The organism is Pleomorphomonas carboxyditropha (assembly GCF_002770725.1).
Lineage (GTDB): Bacteria > Pseudomonadota > Alphaproteobacteria > Rhizobiales > Pleomorphomonadaceae > Pleomorphomonas > Pleomorphomonas carboxyditropha.
Genome location: NZ_NQVN01000004.1, coordinates 187,699 through 208,662, shown reverse-complemented (window position 1 = coordinate 208,662; position 20,964 = coordinate 187,699). Strand labels below are relative to the sequence as shown.

Genomic DNA, 20,964 nt, shown 5'->3' with positions numbered 1-20,964 from the left:
AGCACTCGCCATAAGTGAGTGCCAAGCGCGCCCGAGATAGGCGCATGCCGCCGGCCTGTCAAGGGTAGCTCCGGCATTTTACGGACGAGCATTGTCGGTGGCGCGCCGGGGCGCGGCCGGCTGGACCACCGCGAGGCAGGCGCCGATGATGATCGCGGCGCCGACAAGGGTATGGAGGCTCGGGATCTCGGCAAAGAAAAGCATGCCGAAGGTGACGGCCCAGATCAGCGCGGTGAATTCGAACGGGCCGAGCAGCGTCGCCGGCGCGTGCTTATAGGCCCATGTGATGGCGTAGTTGCCGCCGGTTCCGAGCGCGCCGATGGCCAGAAACATCACGAGGGTTTCCGAGGGGACCGGCTGATACCAGTAGACGGCGAAGGGCAGGGCGACCGCGGCGTTGATCAGGTTCTGCACCAGGATCATCTGCGGCACGCTGTCGTGGGCGGTATCGCGGCGCGACATGATCATCGACAGGGCGTAGGCCACCGCCGACGCGAGCGCCATGGCAAAGCCGAGCGGACTGCCCGCTTCGGAGCTCAGCTTCTCGGCCAGCATGATCACGACGCCGAAAAAGCCGAAGGCGGCGGCGAACAGCGACCGGCGGGTAACCGGGTCGCCGATCATCGCGGCCGAGATCAGCACCATGAAGAACGGCGAGGTGAAGGTGAGCGCCACCGTCTGGGCAAGCGGCAGCAGCTTGAGCGCGCCGAAGAACAACACCGCGCACGACAGACCGGCCAGGGATCTGCCGACGGCGCGCCGGACGGTGGACCTCTTCGGCCGGAGCTGGCCCTGCGCCGCGGCCGAGCCGACCGAAAAGATCAGGCCGGCGGCGTAGCGCAGGAAAACCACCATGGCCAAAGGCGTGCCGAAGGTGGTCGCCTTGACCAGGGCGTCCAGTCCCGAGAACAGGAAAACGGCGAGGAAGGCGGCGCCCGCGGCTTGAAGGCGCATCGACGGCTGCATGGCATCTCCGGAAGGGATGGCGGCAAAAGCGCCAGACGCGGCTTCTACGCTCCGGCCGCGTCGGCGGCAAGGCCGGGACTGGTAGGCTAACGAGCGTGCCGGACGGAAGGTGGCAGCATGACACTGCGGCAAGGCTGCTCAGCGGCCGAGATCGAGCCGGTAGGCGAATTCCCAGCCGTCGGTGGCGTCGGCGAGGAAGCGGACGACCGGTTGCCGGACGAAGCCGAGCTTTTCGTAGAACCGGTGGCCGGAGAGAAAGCGGGTATCGGTCCACAGCTTCAGCGTCCGGCCGCCGCGCCGGGCGACCTCCTCGATCGCCGTGGCGTAGAGCCTCTGCGCCAGACCCGAGCCGCGTTGCCGCCGGTCGAGATAGACCTTGTTGATCTCGAAGACGCCGTCGCCATCCGGCGAGGACACCGCGAACGAGCCGACGATGGCCTCGCCATGTTCGGCGACGAACAGCCGGCCGTTCCGCCGCTGGTAATGACCGGCCGGCGCGGCGAGCTCGGGAAACTCGGCGATGACGAACGGGCAGCCTTCGTATTCATCGAATACGGCGGCGATCAGCCGGGCAATGCCGGGGCCATCGGCGTCGACCGCGGGCCGGATCAAGGGATGTTCGGTCATGAGGTCAGTTGGCCGGCTTGCCGGCAATGGTGAACGGCAGCTCGAACTCGCCCTTCTTTTCGGAATTGCGGTCGCTGAGCTTGGTCACCAGCACGTAGTCGCCGGGCTTCAGGCCCTTGAAGTTATACACGATATAGACCTGGAACTCCTTGTTCCGCCGGCGCGACACCATGTCGAGCGAGGCAAAGTCCTTCTGCGCGTGCAGGATCTGGCCGCGCGGCGTGCGGAGCTCGAAATCGGCCGAGAAGTCGATCTTGAACAGGTCGCCTTCCTTGCCGAAGCTGTAGCCGAACGGCTCGGCGTAGACGAGCATCTGCTCGTCCGGCTGGAAGACGGAATTGGGGCGGGTGGCGTAGATGCCGAAGCCGGCCGGCTTGCCGGTGACGAACGTCGCCTCCGAGAAACCGAGCGGCGCGGCGTCCCAGGCCGCGTTGAAGGCGGCTTCGAGCGAGGCCAGCGCCTCGACCGCCTTGCCTTCGGCAAGCAGCGCCTCGGCGGCCTTGGCCTCGTCGAGGATCGGTCCCGCCATCGCGGTGGACGCCGCCATCACGCAGGCGGAAAAAGCAGCAAGAAAACGCAACCCGTGCATGACCGCTTGTCCTTCCCCAAAGCCGTCCACAAAGCGCCGCGGACATCCGCCGGAAGCGGCCGCGCAAGGCCGTCGCAGGCCCGCCGGCCGGGGCCTTCGTGGTTCGCCCTTATCTTACTGATCCGTTGCCGGTTTCCAAGCTCGGGCCAGCCGCATCGCAGAACTACTCAAGCACTGCGGACGGCGATCGCCTCTTCGATGTCGCGGCGCTTGCGATAGATGGTCGAGGGGCTGATTTCAAGGGCGGCCGCCGCTTTGGCGATGTTGCCGTCGAAGGCGGCGATCGCTTCCTCGATCACCCGCGCCTCCTCCACCCAGAGCGGCTTGACCTCGGCCGGCAGCTTCTTCCGCGGCGCCGCGGCGATGGCCGCCGGCGCGACGATCACCGGTACCACCATGTCGGCGGTGACGAGGTCGCCCGGATAGAGCGCCATCAGGGTTTCGAGCGCCGATCTCAATTCGGCGACGTTGCCGGGCCAGGCGCGGCCGGCCAGGCACTGCACGGCCGCCGCCGTGAAGCGGGTGTAGCGCGAGCCGCTGTCGCGGTTGATCTGCCGCACCATGGCATCGACGAGGAGCGGAATGTCCTCCGTCCGGTCCCTGAGCGGCGGCACGGCCAGCGTCAGCACGTTGAGGCGGAAATAGAGATCCTGCCTGAGGCCGGCGGGGCCGCTGAGGTCGTCGAGCGGCCGCCGCGACGAGGCGATGATGCGCACCGAAAGACGATGGCCGCCATCGAAGCCGACGATCTCGCCGGTATCGAGGAAGCGCATCAGCGCGAGCTGGGCGGGGTCGGGAAGATGCCCCACCTCGTCGAGGAACAGCGTGCCGCCGTCGGCGGCGGCGAGGGCGCCATCCGCCTCGGAAAGGTCGGCGACCAGCCGGTCGACCGGCGTTTGCGAACAGTCGAGCGTGACGAACGGCCCGTTGCGGCGGCGCGAGCGGGCATGGACGGCGCGGGCCACCAGCGACTTGCCGCTGCCGGCCTCGCCGGAAATGAACACCGGCCCCAGCGACGGCGCCACGCGCAGGATCTGCTCGGACAGCGCCCGCGTCGCCGGCGACGCGCCGATCAGGCCGTCGGCCTCGTCGACGGTGTTGGCGATGCTCTCGACGAACTGCCGCTCGACGCGGCGGGCGAAGGCGTTGCCGTCGACCGGCTTCTCGATGAAGTCGGCGGCGCCCGCCCGGACGCAGGCGACGGCGGCCTGCACATCGGTGGGATCGCCCATGGCATAGACGGTGGTCGGCGTCAGTTGCTCGACGAAGGCCCGGAAGGCCGCCGATCCGCCGATGGTCTCGAGATCGATGGCGATGACGTCGAAGGTCTGCTTGCCGGCCATCACGCGGGCGGCGTCGCGCTCGGCGGTCTCGAGGATCAGCATCGGCCGGGCAATGCGCGCTTCGAGCGCCTTGCGAACGACCCGTCGCGACGAGACGTCCGCATCGACGATCAAAAGGCGAACCGTCGATGTGCTGCGCGGGCCAACCGACATCGGAAAGCGTTCCCTGCCAGACAGTTGCAAATTGCATTGCGTACCGGCGGAACTCTGCCCCGACCATGGTAAATAAAGCGTTGATAACCGTTAACGAGATGTCAAACGCGCCGCTTCGGCCAATTTTCCGGCCGGAGGAAGGCGCGTGTGAAGGGATCGTCCCGGCCCGGTTTTCAGGGCGCGGGCCTTGCGACCTCGCCGGGAATCGGCGTCACGCCGCCACTTCGTAGCCGGCGGCCTCGATGGCCTCGCCAAGCGCCTTGGTGTCGGCCTTGGTCTCGACGCTCACCTTGCCGGAGGCGAGATCGATCTTGACCGCGGCATCGGCGTCGACGCGCTTGATCGCCTTCTCGACCGAACTGGCGCAGCCACCGCACATCATGCCCTTGACGTTGAGTTCGACCATGTTCCGTCTCCACCTTTTGCCGCCGGCGACCGTTCGCCGGCGGGCCGTGCCGAACATGGGACGACGGCCGGCGGCGGTCAAGGCGTGGCAAACCGGTCCAAAGGCGCCGGCGGCGGGGCGCAACCGGGAAATCGGCCTGAAAACCCTTGGAAAACCATTGTCCGTCTTCGCTTCCGCCCCCGAAAACGGCAACAATGCTGGGTGATTCGTTGCGTGGTTTCGTGTTGGAGTGGGCAGGCGAATGAACCGGTCGTCATCGACGATGATCCTGATCGCCATGGGCGTGATCGCCGCTTCGGCGGCGGTGGTGCTGTACTTCCAGCTCGGCCTGTCGGCGGGCTCGGCGCTGATGATCGGCATCGGCCTGATGCTGACCATGGTCACCGTGCAGCAGCCGATGGAGCGGCGGCGGGAGCGCGCCTGGATCGAGAGCCGGCTGGCCGAGATCGCCGCCGTCGCCGGCGACGGCGAAGCCGAGATCGAGAAGATCGCCGCCCGCCTCAACCGGCTCGAGCAGGCGCTGCCCGGCCGGGTGCGCGAGCAGACCGGCGAACTCGCCGCCGAGGTCGAGGTGGTGGGCGAATTGCTCCGGCAGGTGACCGAGACCCTGGCCGAGCTGGAATCCACCGTCGACGGCCGCCTCGACGGCGTCAACGCGCGCTTCGGCGCCCTCGAACGGCATATGCGGCAGGCCGAGGAGCCCGCCGGCCGGCGGCCCCGCCGGGGGCGCCCGGACGATTATCCCGACGAGGGCCGCGGCGGACGGCCGGACGACGGCCGGCACGACGTCTCCGCCAGCATGAGAAACGCGCTGTTCGTGCCCGACGCCGACCCGGCCCTCGAACGCGAGGTGGAGCGCCTCATCCGTGACGAGCAGATCGAATTGCATCTGCAGCCGGTGGTGACGCTGCCGCAGCGGCTCGTCCGCTTCTACGAGGTGTTGACCCGGCTCAAGGGCGCCTCCGGCCTCGTTCCGGCCGCCGAGTTCATTCCCCTCGCCGAGCAGGGCCGGCTGATCGCCAAGCTCGACACCTACCAGGTGATCCGGTCGTTCCAGATCCTGAAGCGGCTCACCCAGCGCAACGGCGACGTCGGCCTCTACATCAACCTGTCGGCGGAAAGTCTCGCCTCGTCGGCCTTCTTCCGCGAGTTCCAGGGCTTCCTCAGCCAGAACCGGGCCATGGCCGACCTCGTGCAGTTCGAGTTTCGCCAGGAAGCCCTTATGGAGATGGGGCCGCTCGAGATCGAAAGCCTGCGGGCGGTGGCCGATCTCGGCTTCCATTTCTCGATCGACAACGTCACGGACCTGCGCGTCGACTTCCGCCGCTGGTCCGATCTCGGCTTCCGCTCGATCAAGGTGTCGGCCGACCGGCTGCTCGGCCGGGCGCCGCTCGTCACCGGCGACATCCACGTCGAGGACATGGCCGGCCATCTGCAGCGGCAGGGGCTGACCCTGATCGTCGATCGGGTCGAGCAGGAAGCGCAGGTGATCGATCTCCTGGACTACGGGCTCGCCTTCGGGCAGGGCAACCTGTTCTCCAGCCCGCGCCAGGTGCGGCCGGAAGTGCTCGGCGCCGCCCAGGCCGCGGCCGGCGCGCCGACCCGGCCGGCCCCGGCGGGAAACGAGCGGGCGGGAGCGGCGCGCCGCTGAGCGACGATCGATTTCCCAAATAAAAAAGCCGCGGAATGCGGCTTTTCGTATCGGCGTCGGCGCCAAGGCATTTGCGGGCGAAGTGGATACGCGTCCGCCTGTCCGTGTTTCCAGAAAACACGGAAATGCTCTACCACAGCTTCCACCACTTCTTCTGCGGCTCGGGCGGGGAGCCGTCCTCGGTCGTCACCGGCACGCCGGCGGCCGGCTCGAGATAGGTGACCGGCGGCTCGACCAGCGCCTTGCGCACCGGCTTGCCGTTGGCATCGTAGAGCCGGCTGGAGCTGGCGCGCGGCATGCTGCCGAGCTGGCTGGGAAGAACCCGCCGCCTGTCGGCGTCGGTCACCGTGAGGTCCGACGACGATCCGGTTCGCGCGTCGGGAACGCGGACCGCCAATAGCTCGGACGCCGGCACCTGGTCCTTGTCCTCGCGCCCGGCTTCGCGGGCCGCCGCGTCGGCCAGCACCTTGCGGGCCTTGAGATCGTTGTCTTCCGGCCAGGTTCCGCTCGCCTCCAGCCGATTGGGATCCTCCGGCGCCACCAGCGCCAGCTTGTTCGGCGGCACGACGAGGGGCGCGCGCGGCGTGTAGTCGATCGCCGTCTTGCGCGCCGGCACGGCGCCGAGGCCTTCCATGACGGCACGGCCCATCGACAGGTTGGGAACTTCCGTCTCCGGATCGTCGTCGGCCACCGAGGTGCCCAGCGCCGAGCAGGCCGAAAGACTCAAAGCGGCGATGGCGAGAAGAGCGCAACGCTTGCCGGTCAGCAGATTGGTCATCGATATCGTCACTCTCGCTCTCGTGCCGGGCCTTCATCCGGCCCTTGTTCCGGTCAGCGATTAGCCAACTTTTGAGGCATCACTGTGGCCTCAAGCGCAGAGACTCATACAGGAGTGCGCCCACCCCTGCAACGATCGCGCAGTCGGCCAGATTGAAAACGTACCAGGAAAAAGAGCCGTAGTGCAGGTAGAGAAAGTCGACGACGCCGCCGAACACGATGCGGTCGACGAGGTTGCCGAGCGCGCCGCCGATGATCAGCGCCAGCGCCAGACCGGCCACCAGCCGGTCACGTGACCGCCACAGCCAGACGGTGAGCAGCACCGTCGCCAGCGCCGTCAGGCCGATCAGCAGCCAGCGTCCGAGGGCCTCGTGCTGCTGAAACAGGCCGTAGGAAATGCCCATGTTCCAGGTCAGCACCAGGTCGAACACCGGCAGCAGGGAGATGCGGTCGCCGTCCGGCAGGCTGGTGTGGTTCAGCACCCAGTATTTGCTCGCCTGGTCGACCGCGAGCGTCAGCAGCACGACGGCGAGCGCGGCAAGCCGCGTTCGCCGCGTCGCAGGATCGCCCGGCGTCGCCGTCATGCTCCGGCCGCCAGCTCGCGCAGCGCCTGGGCGTCGCGGAGCGTCACGTCCGGATAGTCGGGGTCCGAGCCGACCTCGGGCAGGATCTTCCACGAGCGGGCGCATTTCCGCCCTTCGGCGAGCTTCGGCACCACGGCGACCGGCGTGCCGTCGTCGAGCCGGAAGGCCCCGTCGGGCGCCGGCGCCTCGGTGACGGCGATCTGCGAGGTGATGCAGATCTCGGCAAAGTCGAGCCCGTCGAGCGCGGCGAGAAGATCCTTGTCCTCGACGTGGACCACCGGCGCCGCCTCGAGCGACGAGCCGATGCGCTTTTCCCGCCGCTCGATCTCGAGCGCGCCGGTGACGGCGCGCCGCACCCGCTTCACCTTCTCCCACTTCTCGTCGAGCGCCGCGTCGGTCCATTCCTCGGGCACCGCCGGGAACAGTTCGAGATGGACGGACGACGCCTCGCCGGGATGCCGTTCGAGCCAGGCCTCCTCGGTGGTGAACGGGATCAGCGGCGCCAGCCACTTGACGAGGTGGTCGTAGAGCAGCGCCACCACGTGAAGCGCGGCGCGGCGCTTGAGGCTCGACTTCGGATCGCAGTAGAGCGCGTCCTTGCGGACGTCGAAGTAGAAGGCGCTGAGCTCGATGTTCATGAAGTTGAGCACCGACGAGAACACGGCCTTGAAGTCGTATTCCCGGTAGCCTTCCACCACCTCGGCGCCCACTTCGGCGAGCTTGTGCAGCATCACCCTTTCGAGTTCCGGCAGGTCGGCGTAGGCCACCGCGCCGCCGTCGTAATGGGCGAGCGTGCCGAGCATCCAGCGCAAGGTGTTGCGGATCTTGCGGTAGGCGTCGGAATTGGCGTCGAGGATCTTCTTGCCGATGCGCTGGTCTTCCCAGTAGTCGGTCGAGGCGACCCAGAGGCGCAGGATATCGGCGCCCGACTGCCGGATGACGTCCTGCGGCTGCACCTGGTTGCCGAGCGACTTCGACATCTTGCGGCCGTCCTCGGCCATGGTGAAGCCGTGCGTCACCACCGTCTTGTAGGGCGCGACGCCGTTGACGCCGCACGATTCCAGCAGCGACGAATGGAACCAGCCGCGATGCTGGTCCGAGCCTTCGAGGTAGACGTCGGCCGGCCACTTGAGGTCGGGGCGGCCCTTCAGCACGAACTCGTGCGTCGAGCCGGAATCGAACCAGACGTCGAGGATGTCGCGCACCTGTTCCCAAGCGGCGGTATCCTCGACGAAGCCCTTGAGGAAGCGCTCCTTCGCCCCGTCGGCGAACCAGGCGTCGGCGCCTTCGGCGAGGAACGCCTCGCGGATGCGGCCGGCGTAGGCGTCGTTATGGGCGAAATCCGGGCCGGGCAGCAGCTCTCCCGTCTCGGTGTTGCGGAACACGGCGATCGGCACGCCCCAGGCGCGCTGGCGCGACAGCACCCAGTCGGGCCGGTTTTCGATCATCGACCTGAGGCGCGTCTGACCGGCCGGCGGATAGAAGGCGGTGTCGTCGATGGCGCTGAGGGCGCGGGCGCGCAGCGTGTCGCCGACCGGTCCCTTGCCGATCGGCCGGTCCATGTAGACGAACCACTGCGGCGTGTTGCGGAAGATCACCGGCTTCTTCGAGCGCCAGCTATGCGGGTAGGTGTGCTTGAGGCGGCCGCGCGCCACCATCATGCCGCCGGCGGCCAGCGCCTCGATCACCGCCTGGTTGGCGTCGCCCTTCTCGCCCTTGTCGGTGAGAACGCGCCGGCCGTCGAAGCCGGGCGCATCGGCGGTGTAATAGCCGGCGTCGTCGACCGGGAAGGGGATGGCCGGATCGATGCCGCGCTCGGCGAGCAGCCGGCCGTGCTCCATCCACACCTCGAAGTCCTCGCGGCCGTGGCTCGGCGCGGTGTGGACGAAGCCGGTGCCGGTGTCGTCGGTGACGTGATCGCCGGCAAGCAGCGGCACGTCGAACCGGTAGCCGCCGCCGAGACCCTTCAGCGGATGGGCGCAGACGAGCGCCGCCAGCGCGTCGGCGACGACGGCCGCCACCTTGCGGTAGCCGGTCACCTTGGCCTGCTTGAACACCGCCTCGGCGAGGGCGTCGGCGAGGATGTATTTCTCGCCGACCTTGGCCCAGTTGCCGTCCGGCGCCTCGGTCACCTCGTAAAGGCCGTAGGCGATCTTCGGCGAAAAGCTGACGGCGCGGTTGCCGGGGATCGTCCAGGGCGTGGTGGTCCAGATGACGACGAAGGCGCCGGCAAGCTCGGTCGCCTCCGATGTCACCGGGAACTTCACCCAGATGGTGTCGGACTGATAGTCCTGATACTCGACCTCGGCCTCGGCCAGCGCCGTCCTTTCCACCACCGACCACATCACCGGCTTGGAGCCGCGGTAGAGCTGGCCGGACACGGCGAATTTCAGGAGCTCGGTGGCGATCACCGCCTCCGACGCGAAGGCCATGGTGGTGTAGGGGTTCTTGAAGTCGCCCTCGACGCCGAGGCGGCGGAATTCCTCGGCCTGCACCTTGATCCAGCCTTCGGCATACTGGCGGCACTCGGCGCGGAAGTCGTTGATCGGCACCTCGTCCTTGTTCTTGCCCTTGGCGCGGTATTCCTCCTCGACCTTCCATTCGATCGGCAGGCCGTGGCAGTCCCAGCCGGGAACGTAGTTGGAATCGTAGCCCATCATCTGCCGCGAGCGGGTGATGATGTCTTTGAGGATCTTGTTCAGCGCGTGGCCGATGTGCAGGTGGCCGTTGGCATAGGGCGGCCCGTCGTGCAGCACGAACTTGTCGCGTCCCTTGGCGGTCTGCCTGAGCCTCTCGTAGAGCTTCATCTCGTCCCAGCGGGCGATCAGCTTCGGCTCCTTCTCGGGCAGGCCGGCGCGCATCGGAAAGTCGGTGGCCGGCAGATTGAGCGTCGGCGAATAATCGCGGATCGGCGTCGCTTCGGACGTCGGGGCGGGCGTGTCGGTCATGAAATGTCTCGTCGGTACAGCAAGAATAAAGGGCTGGCCGGCGGCGTTGCCGGCGATCGGCCAGGGCTCGGCTCCCGGTCCCTCGATCTCGCCGCCTCAGCGGCGGTTCATCGGGGCCGGGCCGATAATTCGCGCGAAATACGGTACGGCCGGCGGCCGGCGGATGAGCGTGGACATGGGCGGTGTTCTACCGGCAAAGCGACCGAAAGGAAAGACGCTTACCGCCCTCATGGCCGCCAGAGCGCGCGATCGAGAGCGGTGAAGCCGTCGAAGGCGGCGAGCAGCGTGCGGCCTTCCTCGGCGTCATGGTTCATCTGCTCGATCAACGCGGCGACGCCGTCGAATTTCAGCTCCGGCCGGAGATAGGCAATCGGCATGATGGTGATCGTCTTGCCGTAAAGGTCGCCGGAGAAGTCGAACACGAAGGTCTCGAACACCGGCGCGCCGTTGTCGAAGGTCGGCCGGCGGCCCCAGCTGGCCACGCCGGCGTGGCGGATGCCGTCGATCTCGGCGAAAACCGCGTAGACGCCCTCGGACAGCCGCACCTGCGGCGGCAGCCGGATGTTGGCAGTCGGAAAGCCGATGGTGCGGCCGCGCTTGTCGCCGTCGACGACGGTGCCCTCGAAGAACCAGTGCCAGCCCAAAAGGCCGGTCGCCTCCGCCAGCACGCCCTCGGCCAGGCGGTCGCGGACCGCGCTGGAGGAAACGGTGTAGCCGTCCTCGGTCTCGAAGGGGGCGATGACGTCGACCGAGAAGCCGTGGCGCTCGCCGAGCTCGCGCAGCTTCTGCGGCGTGCCGTGCCGCCCCTGCCCGAAGTGGAAGTTCCAGCCGACCACGACGTGGCGGATGTCGAGCTCGTCCACCAGCACCCGCTCCACGAATTCCTCCGGGCTCTGGGTGGCGAAGGCGGACGAGAAGGGGATGGAGACGAGGCCGTCAAGCCCGACCGCCTCGACGAGCCGCGCCTTCACCGGCGCCGGCGTCAGGCGGAACACCGGATGCTCCGGCCGGAAGACGTCGCGCGGGTGCGGCTCGAAGGTCACGCCGACGGCGGGAATGTCGCGCTGCCGCGCCACCGTCAGGGCCGCCTCCAGCACTGCCTGATGGCCGCGATGCACGCCGTCGAAATTGCCGATGGCGACGGCGCCCCCCCTGAGGGATGGCGGAAGGGAATGACGATCGACGAACTGGAACGGGGGCATGGTCTCTGGAATCTGCTGTCGCCGGGAATGCCGTCCTGCCGCCGAAAAGGCCGGCCGGGCGGCGCGGCGTGACCGTGCCTTCTGCCCCAGGCAAGGTCAAGCGGCTAATTGCCAGGATGGCCTTGCCGTCGCGGCGCTCCGAAGGCGCCCGGCGGCTAAGGGAATCTCCGGCATGGTTGGCAAAGCGTAAACCGGCCGGCCGGAAATTTACGTTAAACCCAAGCGAAAACCGCCCAACAGCGCCATAAAAACGATTCAAGGAAAAAACGAATTGTAAATCAAGCGTCTCAGTGAACAGCGGCAGCCGAAAAAGCTGCGGGGACGGGAATTAACCGACTTTTCAGGTCCCCGTTGTATGGTTTCCTTCAAGCACGGGCCCCGGCAGGGACGTTCACCCGCCCGTGCATTGAGCTCGTCATCGAGGCGCGGGTGGCGCCGCGGCAGTGTGGAGTAAACGATGGCACTTGACACTTCGATTCCGGTTCTGGTGGTCGACGATTACAAGACCATGATCCGAATCATCAGGAATCTCCTGAAGCAGCTCGGTTTCGAGGACGTGGACGAGGCGGCCGACGGCACCGAAGCCCTCGGCAAGATGAAGGAACGCCGCTACGGTCTCGTGATCTCCGACTGGAACATGGAGCCGATGACCGGCTACGAGCTCCTGAAGCAGGTCCGCTCGGATTCCTCGCTGTCGAAGACGCCATTCATCATGGTGACGGCCGAATCCAAGACCGAGAACGTGATCGCCGCCAAGAAGGCCGGCGTCAACAACTACATCGTCAAGCCTTTCAACGCGCCGACGCTGAAGAGCAAGATCGAAGCCGTCTTCGGCGATTGACGCCGGGAACGGGCCGGGAGAACGCGGAGCGGCGTTGGCGCCGCTTCCCGCGGACCCGGAGGGGCGCGGCGCTGCCGATGCATCTACCGCAAGATCAAGACGTCCGTACCGCCGCCCCATCGGGGCGAACGCCGGCGCGCACCTCAGAAAGAGGCCTTTCGATGTCTGACATGTCCTCCGAGCACGTGGCCAAGATCATCGACTTTCTCCGGAACGGCCGCAAGGCGGAGGATGTGTCGCTCGAGGACGTCATGCGTCTCGCCGAATTGATGGCCGAGAGCTTCCAGTCCTTCTTCAAGACGATGGATCTCGCCATCTACGCCGAACTCGGCGAGATGGCCCGCGAGATCGCCTGCATGAAGGAAGAGCTGGCGCTTCTCCGCCTCTCCGACATGCGCGACGAGCATATCCCCACCGCCGGCCGCGAGCTCGACGCCATCGTCGAGGCGACCGAGGAGGCCACCAACACCATCATGTCGGCGGCCGAGGAGATCATGTCGGCCGACGTGGCGGACGTCGACGCCTACCAGGCGCTGGTCGGCGAGAAGGTGATCGACATTTTCCAGGCCTGCTCCTTCCAGGACATCACCGGTCAGCGCATCTCCAAGGTCGTTTCCACACTGAACGCCCTCGACAAGCGCATCACCACCCTGGTGGAAAAGCTGAAGATCATGCGCATCAACGACGTCGCCGGCGACGAGACGCCGGCCGAAAAGCGCGCCCGCGAGCTGATGCTGCACGGCCCGCAGTTCAAGGGCGAGGGCGTCAGCCAGGACGACATCGACGCCTTCTTCTGAGAGGCGTCCGCCGAGCGACAAAGTGAAAAAGAGGCTCGATCGAGCCTCTTTTGTATGTCTGCTACCAGACGAGGCGAGGGATGGCGGCGCGGATGGCGAGCCCTTCCGCCTGGAGCCGCGCCCGAAGCCGCGCTGGATCGGGGTTCATCAGGTCGCCGAAATCGGCGCCGTGGATGCCGGCCGTCACCATCAGCACGTCGATGCCCTGGTTCCAGGCACCCCTGATGTCGGTCGGCAGGCCGTCGCCGATGGCGAGCACCCGGCTCTTCTCCACCGGCCGGCCGAGCGCCCGGTCGATGGCGGCCAGCGCCGCGTCGTAGACCGGCTTGTAGGGCTTGCCGATGATGGTGGCGTCGCCGCCGAGCTCGACATAGAGCTGGGCAAGCGCGCCGGCGCAGTAGACGAGGCGGTCGCCGCGCTCGACGATGACGTCCGGATTGGCGCAGTAGAGCTTGAGCCCCCGCTCGACGAAGCGGGAGAACATCGGCCGGTAGGTTTCGGGGCTTTCCGTCTCGTCGTCGAACAGGCCGGTCAGCGCCACGTATTCGGCGTCCTCCTCGCCGACCAGTTCCAGGTCGAGTCCCTCGAACAGGCTGAGGTTGTGCGGCGGTCCGAGATGGAATACGCGCCGGCGCGGCTCGTTCTCGAACACCTTGCGGGCGACCGAGCCGGAGGTGACGATCTCGTCGTAGCTGTCGGAGCCGATGGCATATTGCCGCTTGAGGAGGTCTTCAATGTTCTTGGCCGGGCGCGGCGCGTTGGTCAGCAGCACCGCCGCCTTGCCGAGCGCGCGGAAACGGGACAGCGCCTCGGCCGCTGCCGGATAGGGCGAAATGCCGTTGTGGAGAACGCCCCAGACGTCGCAGATGACGCCATCGTAGGCCTCGGCGAGCGTCGAGAGCCCGGTGATCATGTCTAGCTCTTGCATGCCCCTCCCGATAAGGGTGGGACATGACAAGGTCAAGGCGGCAGCGTTGATGGCAGGGACAGGCTGGCATGCGGCTTTCGGATTTCGGCGAACGCATCTGTATCCTGGGGCCCTCCAACAGCGGCAAGTCCACGCTTGCCGCGGCGATCGGCCGCAAGTGCGGTCTTCCGGTCGTCCATCTCGATCGGCTCTATCACCTGCCCGACACCGACTGGGTGCCCCGGCCGAAGGAGGACTTCGTCGCCTTGCACGACGAGGCCATCGCCGGTGACCGCTGGGTGATCGACGGCAATTACGGCCTCTCGATGCCGCGCCGTTTTTCCCGCGCCACCGGCGTCATCCTGCTCGATGTCCCGATGCCGCTCAGTCTCTATCGCTATGTCCGTCGCACCCTGTTCCAATCCGATCGGCCGGGCGGTCTCGACGGGGGACAGGAAAGCCTCAAATGGGAGATGATCCGCCATATCGCGGTGACGACGCCGAACAACCGGCGGCGCTGGGCCGACATGTTCGAGGAGCTGACCTTGCCGAAGATCCGCCTGACGTCGGCCGCCGCCATCCGGCGATGCCGCGCCGACTGGCAACTGGACTGACGGCGACGCCACTCAGAAAAGCCGGCCCTCGAGAAGATCGTCGACGAAAACCGGCACGCTGTCGCCCGCCTTGCCCTCGATCTCCAGGTCGAACAGGCCATGCCCCCGGCGGGAGGCTTCGAGGTTCAGCTCGACGGTGACGGCGCCGGCCTGGCGCGCCTCGCGGACGAAATCGGCGGCCGGATAGACGGTGCCCGACGTGCCGATGGACAGGAACAGGTCCGCCTCGCCGAGCGCCCGGTAGATCTCGGGCATGAAATAGGGCATCTCGCCGAACCAGACGATGTCGGGCCGCAGCGCGCCGTCGCGGCCGCACAGCGGGCAGGCCGAGGCGGTCGACATGTCGCCGGCCCAGGGGCCGCGCTTGCCGCAGGCCTCGCACAGGAAGCCGTCGAGCGTGCCGTGCATATGGAACAGCGCCTTGGAGCCGGCCTTCTCGTGCAGGCCGTCGATGTTCTGCGTGACCAGCAGGAAGCGCCCCGGCCAGGCTTTTTCGAGGTCGGCGAGCGCCACATGGGCAGGGTTAGGAGCGGCGACAGCCGCCTCGCGGCGCTGCTCGTTGTAGAAGTCGTGCACCAGCGGCGGGTTGCGGCGGAACCCCTCCGGCGTCGCCACGTCGTCGATGTCGTAGCGCGCCCAGATGCCGCCGGCGTCCCGGAAGGTATCGAGGCCCGATTCCTGCGATATGCCGGCGCCCGTCAGCACGACGATCGACGTCGCCGCCGAAATCTCGACTTTTCTCATCGGCATCCTCGTTTTCCGTCGTCGCCGACTATAGACCGCGAACGGACGGAGGTGTTGACGATTTCGTGGCCGAGGCCCGTCTCGCGCCGGGCGGCCGCTTCGGCTATGGTCGTCCCCCGGCCCGTCTGGGCGCAAGCGATTCCCGGCTCCCCATGTCCGTCATCATCCAGCTCTCGCCCGTCACCATCAACCGCATCGCCGCCGGCGAAGTGGTGGAGCGGCCGGCCAGCGTGGTCAAGGAACTGGTGGAAAACGCCATCGACGCCGGCGCCGACCGTATCGAGGTGGTGACGGCCGGCGGCGGCAAGACGCTGATCCGCGTCACCGACAACGGCACCGGCATGACGGCGGCCGACCTGTCGCTGGCCGTCGAGCGGCACTGCACCTCCAAGCTCGTCGAGGACGACCTGCTGGATATCCGCACGCTCGGCTTCCGCGGCGAGGCCCTGCCGTCGATCGGCTCGGTGGCCGATCTCAGGATCGAGACGCGCCACGCCTCCGAGGACAACGGCTGGGCGATCACCGTCGCCGGCGGCAGCCGGTCGGAAGTCGTGCCGGTCGCCCTCAGCCGGGGCACCCGCATCGAGGTCCGCAACCTGTTCTTCTCGACGCCGGCCCGCCTCAAGTTCCTGAAGAGCGAACGCGCCGAGGCCGGCGCCATCACCGACGTCGTCAAGCGCCTAGCGCTTGCCCATCCGGAGATCCGCTTCTCGCTGTCGGGTTCCGACCGCTCGCCGCTCGATTATCCGGCGCTCGCCGAGGGTGACTTCCGGGGCCGGGCGCTGCAGGTGATGGGCGCCGACTTCGCCGAGAACTCGATCGAGATCGACGCGCTGCGCGAGGGCGTCCGGCTGACCGGGCTCGCCGGCCTCGGCACCTTGCAGAAGGCCAACGCCCAGAGCCAGCACCTGTTCGTCAACGGCCGGCCGGTGCGCGACAAGCTGCTGCTCGGCGCCATCCGCGCCGGCTATGCCGACGTCATGGCCCGCGACCGCTTCCCGGCGGCGGTGCTGTTCGTCGACCTCGACCCGCACGAGGTGGACGTCAATGTCCACCCGACCAAGGCGGATGTCCGCTTCCGCGATCCCGGCCTGGTGCGCGGCCTGCTGGTCGGGGCGCTGCGCCGGGCGCACGCCGATGCCGGCCACCGCGCCGCCTCGACGCATGGCGCGGCGACGCTCGACGTGCTCGCCGCCGCCGCTGCCCGACCGATGCCGACGCCGGCGGCGGCAGCGTCGGCCTGGCGAACGGACTATCCGAGCCGGCCGGTCGCCTTCGACTGGCGGACCGCGCCGGATCGGCCGCTGGCCGGCGAGGCGCCGGCCGACCGCGGCTTCGCGGAGGACGAGGCTCCCTTCGACGCCGGCCCGCCGCAGGCCCGCTTCGCCGTCGTCGACGGCGCGGTGTCGGCCGACGCCCGCCCCGGTCTTGCCGACGCGCCGGCCGACAGCCTGTCGCGGCCGCTCGGCGCGCCGCGCGCCCAGATCCACGAGACCTATATCGTCGCCCAGACCGAGACCGGCCTCGTCATCGTCGACCAGCACGCCGCCCACGAGCGCCTCGTCTACGAGCGGCTGAAACGGGAAATCGCCGCCGGCGTCGAGACGCAGATGCTGCTGATCCCCGATATCGTCGACATGCCCGAGGAAGACGTGAACCGGCTGATCGAACGCGCCGACGAGCTCGCCGAGCTCGGCCTCGTCGTCGAGGGCTTCGGGCCGGGCGCCGTCGCCATCCGCGAGATACCGGCGCTGCTCGGTCGCACCGACACGGCGGCGCTGTTGCGCGACATCGCCGACGATCTCGCCGAATGGGACCAGGCGACGCGCCTCCGGGAGAAGCTCGACGCCATCGCCGCCACCATGGCCTGCCACGGCTCGGTGCGGGCCGGGCGCCGTCTCCGCGTCGAGGAGATGGACGCGCTGCTGCGCGAGATGGAAGAGACGCCCAACTCCGGCCAGTGCAACCACGGCCGCCCGACCTTCGTCGAGCTGAAGCTCAGCGACATCGAGCGGTTGTTCGGCCGGCGATAACGTCAACGCTCCCGGACGATGGCGTAGATCGCCGTGTCCCAGCGAGCGTCGCCGACCTTTACCGACGAACGACGCACGCCTTCGCGCACGAAGCCGAGGGATTCGTAGAGCGCGATGGCCGGCGCATTGAAGGTATAGACGTTGAGTTCCAGCCGCGGAAAGTCGCCGGCGGCGTCGAGCCGGGCGAACACCTCGGCGAGGAAGGGTCGCGCCAGTCCTTGCCCGCGATAGTGCGGCGCCACGGCAAAGCGGGCGAGACGGGCGATGCCGTCCGTCCAGTCGAGAGCCACCTGGGCATGGGCCGCCGTCTCGGCGCCAGCGAGGCCGGCGAAGGCCAGCCGAAGCGGCGGCTCCATCGAAGTTTCAACGAGCATCGAGTCAATTTGCATGGCGTCGAGGGGAAAGTGGAGGCCGCTGCCGCCCCACTGGGCGAGCGCCTCCGGCGTCGGAAACCAGGAGGGAAGGGGGGCGAGAAGCTGCGGCGTGGCCGGGACGACGCGGAGCGGCGGCGCCATCGGGCCTATTCGCCCTCGCCGAAGCGGTCGCTGACCAGCGCCGCGATGGCGTCCATGGCGGCGGCGGCCTCGGCGCCGGTGGCCCGCACCTCGATCGACGAGCCGATGCCGGCGGCCAGCATCATCAGCCCCATGATCGACGTGCCGGATACGCTCTGGCCGTCCTTCAGGACGAACACCTCGACGTCGAAGCGGTCGACGCACTGGACGAATTTCGCCGAGGCGCGGGCATGCAGGCCCTTCTTGTTGAGAATCTTCAGTTCGCGAACGATGGCGCCGGCGGATTTGTCATCTGTCATGATCCGGCAAGTACCTGGCTGGCGACGGAAATATACTTACGGCCGGCGTCGCGGGCCTCGGTGACGGTCTCGGCGAGCGGCCGCTCCTTGCGCACCGTGGCGAGCTTGACCAGCATCGGCAGATTGACGCCGGCGATCACCTCGACGTCGCCGATGTCCATCACGGAAATGGCGAGGTTCGACGGCGTGCCGCCGAACATGTCGGTGAGCAGGATGACACCCTTGCCGGAATTGACGCGGCCAACCGAGGCAATGATGTCGCTCCGCCGCTGCTCCATGTCGTCTTCAGGGCCGATGCAGATCGTCTCGAAATCGGCCTGGGGACCGACCACATGCTCGAGCGCCGACCGGAATTCGTCTGCCAGGCGACCATGCGTCACCAGAACCAACCCGATCATGCTGGGGTCCGATCCCTGTAGATTGCGAAGATCATGCGGCACGCCATGTTGGTTTCGCTCCAAGCTGGAACGGGCCACATCTTCACCAGAGCGGGATTTCTTGCAAGAGGAAATCGGCTTACGAGCCGGTCCGGCGCCCCTCCGAGGCATGGCAAACGGCCGGTCGGCGCGACGGGGGAGGCTGGAAGCCGGCCCGAAAAGCCGGGGCTTGGAGGGACTTTAGGGAAAAAGCCCAAGGTTTGTCGGAATTGCGACTCCGATCGTTAAATCTTGTTCATTTCCGCGAGCGCGGCGGCGAGCAGCGGCAGCGAAACCACCGTTTGCCGGGCCGGAATCGCCTGTCTGGGCAGCCTTACTCCGTCGATTTCCACCTCGGTTTCCGTTGCCTCGGGCAGGCGGGCCACCGCCCCGGCGTCGACGAGATCGGCGACGAGGCGGATCACCGCCGCCGGCACGTGCTCCACCCGTTCGATGCCGCGGCCGCGCCGCTCGGCAAGGCCGGAGAGGGGCTCCGGACAGCGGGCGATCAGGCGGCCGTGCACGGCCTCAAGCGCCACGCGGTCGTCGGCGACGAAGGCGGCGTAAAGACCGCTCCGCCGGGCGGCGTCGACCAGCGCGAAGGCCAGCGAGGTCTTGCCGCTGCCCGATGCGCCCCGGATCAGCACGCCGGCCTCGCCGACGACGACGGCGGTGGCGTGAACGGTCGGCGGCGTCATGCGGCGAGGTCCGCCGGCAGCGTCACGACGAAGCGGGCGCCGGTGACGCGACCGGGGTCAGCCGGGTCGTCGGTGCGGTTGATCGCCGTGATGGTGCCGCGATGGGCCTCGACGATCTGCTTGGAAATCGACAGGCCGAGGCCGGAATTGTTGCCGAAGCCCTCGCCCTCCGGCCGGTCGGTGTAGAAGCGCTCGAACACCCGTTCGAGCTTCTCGGCGCGGATGCCGGGGCCGTGGTCGTCGACGACGACCTCGATCACGGCGCCGTCGCGGCGGACGGTGACCTCGACCCGTCCGCCCTCCGGCGAGAAGGAGCGGGCGTTGTCGATCAGGTTGTTGAACACCTGCCCGAGCCGGCTGTCGTGGCCGAGCACCATCAGCGGCTTGTCGCCCTCGCCGTGGTCGACCTTGAGGTCGATGCCGATCTCCTGGTGGCGGCCGGTCTCCCGGGCCAGCGACACGACGCCCTCGACCAGCCGGCCGACGTCGAGCGGCGCCACGTCCTCGCGGGCGAGCTCGGCGTCGAGGCGCGAGGCGTCGGAAATGTCGGTGATCAGCCGGTCGAGGCGGCGGACGTCGTGCTGGATGATCTCGAGGAGGCGCTCCCGGCTGTTGTCGCTCTTGGCGAGCGGCAGCGTCTCGACGGCCGAGCGCAGCGAGGTCAGCGGGTTCTTGAGCTCGTGGGCGACGTCGGCGGCGAAGCTTTCGGTGGCGTCCATGCGGCTGTAGAGCGCATTGGTCATGTCGCGGAAGGCGCGGGCGAGGTCGCCGATCTCGTCCTCGCGGTCGAAGGAGGGGATCTCCTCGCGCTGCTTGACGCCGCGCCGGATGCGGTCGGCGGCGGCGGCGAGGCGGCGGAGCGGCCGGGCGATCGTGCCGGCCAGCAGGAAGGACAGCGTGGTGGTGACGGCCGCCGCCACCAGGAAGACGCGGAAGATGCCCCAGCGCTCGGCGGTGACGATGGCGTCGATGTCGCCGCCCTCGGTGGACAGCAGCAGCGAGCCGACGACGACGCCGAAGCGCTGCACCGGCACCGCCACCGAGACGATCATCTCGCCGGCGTCGGTGACGCGCACCACCGTGCCGGGCGCGCCGTTGAGCGCCTGTTCCACCTCGGGATAGCCGCGGCCGTTGGCGCCGCCGAGCTCCCGGTAGACGGGAAGGTCGAACCGCCTCAGGCGAAAGGTGACGGCGTTGATCGCCTGTTCGAGAAGCGATGGCGGCTGAGGCTTGGCCGGCGGCAGGTTGAAGCGCAGCACCTGCCCCCGCGAGTAGAGGAAGCGGGAATCGAGGATCAGGATGCCGTCGCGGTCGTAGATGCGCGCCCGCGTCTTGGTCGGCGTGATCAGCCGCCTGAGGAGCGGCGCCACCCGCTCGGGATTGATCGGAAAGTCGAGGCTCTCGGTGTCGGTCGGGGCGGTCATCTCGCCGCCGGCCTGCATCTGCAGCAGGCGCTCGGGATCGATGGTGATGGTGTTGGACACCGCCGAGGCCGAGGCGGCGATGGCGCCGGCCATGATCTCGCCTTGCGTCAGCAGGCTTTCGACGCGCGCGTCGATCAGGCCGGCCCGGAACTGGTTGAGGTAGAGGATGCCCGATACCAGCGCCACCAGCGCGGCGAGGTTGAGGACCAGGATGCGGCGGCTCAGCGAGGTGCCGACCGACGTCGCCGCGGAGCGTTTGACGCGACGGATGACGACCGGCACCAGCCGGCGCATCGTCTGGATGCGCCCGCCGCTCTCCCGATCGGCTTCCTGGCTTCCCCTCATCGGCATCGCTTCCTGCCAGTGGCTCGACTCCGACATTTGCCTCCGCCAAATGCTAGCCTCGGATTCAAATGTCAAATTCGTTCCG

At 68.0% G+C, this 20,964-nt stretch carries 21 protein-coding genes; 5 read left to right on the top strand and 16 right to left on the bottom strand.

Annotated features, from left to right (window positions below; genetic code table 11):
• Positions 1-78: 78 nt before the first annotated feature.
• From CJ014_RS09835 to CJ014_RS09815, 5 genes are all read right to left on the bottom strand, one after another.
• Positions 79-966, bottom strand: a complete 888-nt coding sequence (locus CJ014_RS09835) for a DMT family transporter (protein WP_100080295.1) — start codon at positions 964-966, stop codon at positions 79-81.
• A 138-nt stretch (positions 967-1,104) separates the two neighbouring features.
• Positions 1,105-1,593 (bottom strand): GNAT family N-acetyltransferase, encoded by a 489-nt coding sequence (locus CJ014_RS09830; protein WP_100080294.1) that lies wholly within the window; start codon positions 1,591-1,593, stop codon positions 1,105-1,107.
• Positions 1,594-1,597: 4 nt separating this feature from the next.
• The gene (locus CJ014_RS09825; RefSeq protein ID WP_100080293.1) at positions 1,598-2,182 is read right to left on the bottom strand and encodes a hypothetical protein; all 585 of its coding nucleotides are present in this window, start codon (positions 2,180-2,182) and stop codon (positions 1,598-1,600) included.
• A gap of 167 nt (positions 2,183-2,349) precedes the next feature.
• Complete coding sequence (locus tag CJ014_RS09820) at positions 2,350-3,678, bottom strand: sigma-54-dependent transcriptional regulator (RefSeq protein ID WP_100080292.1); 1,329 nt, start codon at positions 3,676-3,678, stop codon at positions 2,350-2,352.
• A gap of 211 nt (positions 3,679-3,889) precedes the next feature.
• Positions 3,890-4,084 (bottom strand): heavy-metal-associated domain-containing protein, encoded by a 195-nt coding sequence (locus tag CJ014_RS09815; RefSeq protein WP_100080291.1) that lies wholly within the window; start codon positions 4,082-4,084, stop codon positions 3,890-3,892.
• 241 nt (positions 4,085-4,325) lie between these two features.
• Between CJ014_RS09815 and CJ014_RS09810 the strand changes: the two genes are divergently transcribed.
• On the top strand, positions 4,326-5,735 hold the full coding sequence (locus CJ014_RS09810; protein ID WP_133121835.1) for an EAL domain-containing protein: 1,410 nt from the start codon (positions 4,326-4,328) through the stop codon (positions 5,733-5,735).
• A gap of 130 nt (positions 5,736-5,865) precedes the next feature.
• Here CJ014_RS09810 and CJ014_RS09805 read toward each other — a convergent pair whose 3' ends face one another.
• The 4 genes from CJ014_RS09805 to CJ014_RS09790 all read right to left on the bottom strand — a co-directional run bounded on the left by CJ014_RS09805 (position 5,866) and on the right by CJ014_RS09790 (position 11,246).
• Positions 5,866-6,525 carry a hypothetical protein gene (locus CJ014_RS09805; RefSeq protein WP_133121834.1) on the bottom strand — a complete coding sequence of 220 codons (660 nt, stop codon included), beginning with the start codon at positions 6,523-6,525 and terminating at the stop codon, positions 5,866-5,868.
• A gap of 67 nt (positions 6,526-6,592) precedes the next feature.
• Positions 6,593-7,096 carry a signal peptidase II gene (gene lspA / locus CJ014_RS09800; RefSeq protein ID WP_100080288.1) on the bottom strand — a complete coding sequence of 168 codons (504 nt, stop codon included), beginning with the start codon at positions 7,094-7,096 and terminating at the stop codon, positions 6,593-6,595.
• Positions 7,093-10,044 carry an isoleucine--tRNA ligase gene (ileS, locus tag CJ014_RS09795; protein WP_100080287.1) on the bottom strand — a complete coding sequence of 984 codons (2,952 nt, stop codon included), beginning with the start codon at positions 10,042-10,044 and terminating at the stop codon, positions 7,093-7,095. The genes lspA and ileS overlap by 4 nt, the downstream gene beginning before the upstream one ends.
• A 227-nt stretch (positions 10,045-10,271) precedes the next feature.
• Positions 10,272-11,246, bottom strand: coding sequence for a bifunctional riboflavin kinase/FAD synthetase (locus CJ014_RS09790; protein WP_100080286.1), 975 nt, complete (start codon positions 11,244-11,246; stop codon positions 10,272-10,274).
• 457 nt (positions 11,247-11,703) lie between these two features.
• On the opposite strand from CJ014_RS09790, the gene CJ014_RS09785 reads away from it, so the two are divergent.
• Complete coding sequence (locus CJ014_RS09785; RefSeq protein WP_026782148.1) at positions 11,704-12,087, top strand: response regulator; 384 nt, start codon at positions 11,704-11,706, stop codon at positions 12,085-12,087.
• A gap of 161 nt (positions 12,088-12,248) precedes the next feature.
• Positions 12,249-12,884, top strand: coding sequence for a protein phosphatase CheZ (locus tag CJ014_RS09780; RefSeq protein WP_207765715.1), 636 nt, complete (start codon positions 12,249-12,251; stop codon positions 12,882-12,884).
• Positions 12,885-12,945: 61 nt separating this feature from the next.
• Here the strand turns inward: CJ014_RS09780 and CJ014_RS09775 are convergent, their stop codons facing one another.
• Entirely contained in the window at positions 12,946-13,797 is an 852-nt protein-coding gene (locus tag CJ014_RS09775; RefSeq protein WP_245427229.1) for a TIGR01459 family HAD-type hydrolase, read from the bottom strand.
• Between the two features lie 83 nt (positions 13,798-13,880).
• Between CJ014_RS09775 and CJ014_RS09770 the strand changes: the two genes are divergently transcribed.
• Positions 13,881-14,405: a P-loop NTPase family protein gene (locus CJ014_RS09770; protein WP_100080283.1), complete on the top strand. Its 525-nt coding sequence runs from the start codon at positions 13,881-13,883 to the stop codon at positions 14,403-14,405.
• Between the two features lie 12 nt (positions 14,406-14,417).
• Here the strand turns inward: CJ014_RS09770 and CJ014_RS09765 are convergent, their stop codons facing one another.
• Positions 14,418-15,155: an NAD-dependent deacylase gene (locus CJ014_RS09765; protein ID WP_425351907.1), complete on the bottom strand. Its 738-nt coding sequence runs from the start codon at positions 15,153-15,155 to the stop codon at positions 14,418-14,420.
• Positions 15,156-15,301: 146 nt separating this feature from the next.
• Here CJ014_RS09765 and mutL point away from each other — a divergent pair, with 146 nt between their 5' ends.
• Positions 15,302-17,182 carry a DNA mismatch repair endonuclease MutL gene (mutL, locus tag CJ014_RS09760; protein ID WP_100080380.1) on the top strand — a complete coding sequence of 627 codons (1,881 nt, stop codon included), beginning with the start codon at positions 15,302-15,304 and terminating at the stop codon, positions 17,180-17,182.
• Between the two features lie 2 nt (positions 17,183-17,184).
• On the opposite strand, the gene CJ014_RS09755 is transcribed toward mutL, so the two are convergent.
• The 5 genes from CJ014_RS09755 to CJ014_RS09735 all read right to left on the bottom strand — a co-directional run bounded on the left by CJ014_RS09755 (position 17,185) and on the right by CJ014_RS09735 (position 20,915).
• Positions 17,185-17,697 carry a GNAT family N-acetyltransferase gene (locus CJ014_RS09755; RefSeq protein WP_100080282.1) on the bottom strand — a complete coding sequence of 171 codons (513 nt, stop codon included), beginning with the start codon at positions 17,695-17,697 and terminating at the stop codon, positions 17,185-17,187.
• 5 nt (positions 17,698-17,702) lie between these two features.
• The gene (locus CJ014_RS09750) at positions 17,703-17,996 is read right to left on the bottom strand and encodes an HPr family phosphocarrier protein (RefSeq protein ID WP_100080281.1); all 294 of its coding nucleotides are present in this window, start codon (positions 17,994-17,996) and stop codon (positions 17,703-17,705) included.
• The gene (locus CJ014_RS09745) at positions 17,993-18,394 is read right to left on the bottom strand and encodes a PTS sugar transporter subunit IIA (RefSeq protein WP_026790909.1); all 402 of its coding nucleotides are present in this window, start codon (positions 18,392-18,394) and stop codon (positions 17,993-17,995) included. Before CJ014_RS09745 ends, CJ014_RS09750 begins: the two co-directional genes overlap by 4 nt.
• A gap of 263 nt (positions 18,395-18,657) precedes the next feature.
• On the bottom strand, positions 18,658-19,110 hold the full coding sequence (locus CJ014_RS09740; RefSeq protein WP_100080280.1) for an HPr kinase/phosphorylase: 453 nt from the start codon (positions 19,108-19,110) through the stop codon (positions 18,658-18,660).
• Positions 19,107-20,915, bottom strand: a complete 1,809-nt coding sequence (locus tag CJ014_RS09735) for a stimulus-sensing domain-containing protein (protein ID WP_425351906.1) — start codon at positions 20,913-20,915, stop codon at positions 19,107-19,109. The genes CJ014_RS09740 and CJ014_RS09735 overlap by 4 nt, the downstream gene beginning before the upstream one ends.
• Positions 20,916-20,964 lie beyond the last annotated feature (49 nt).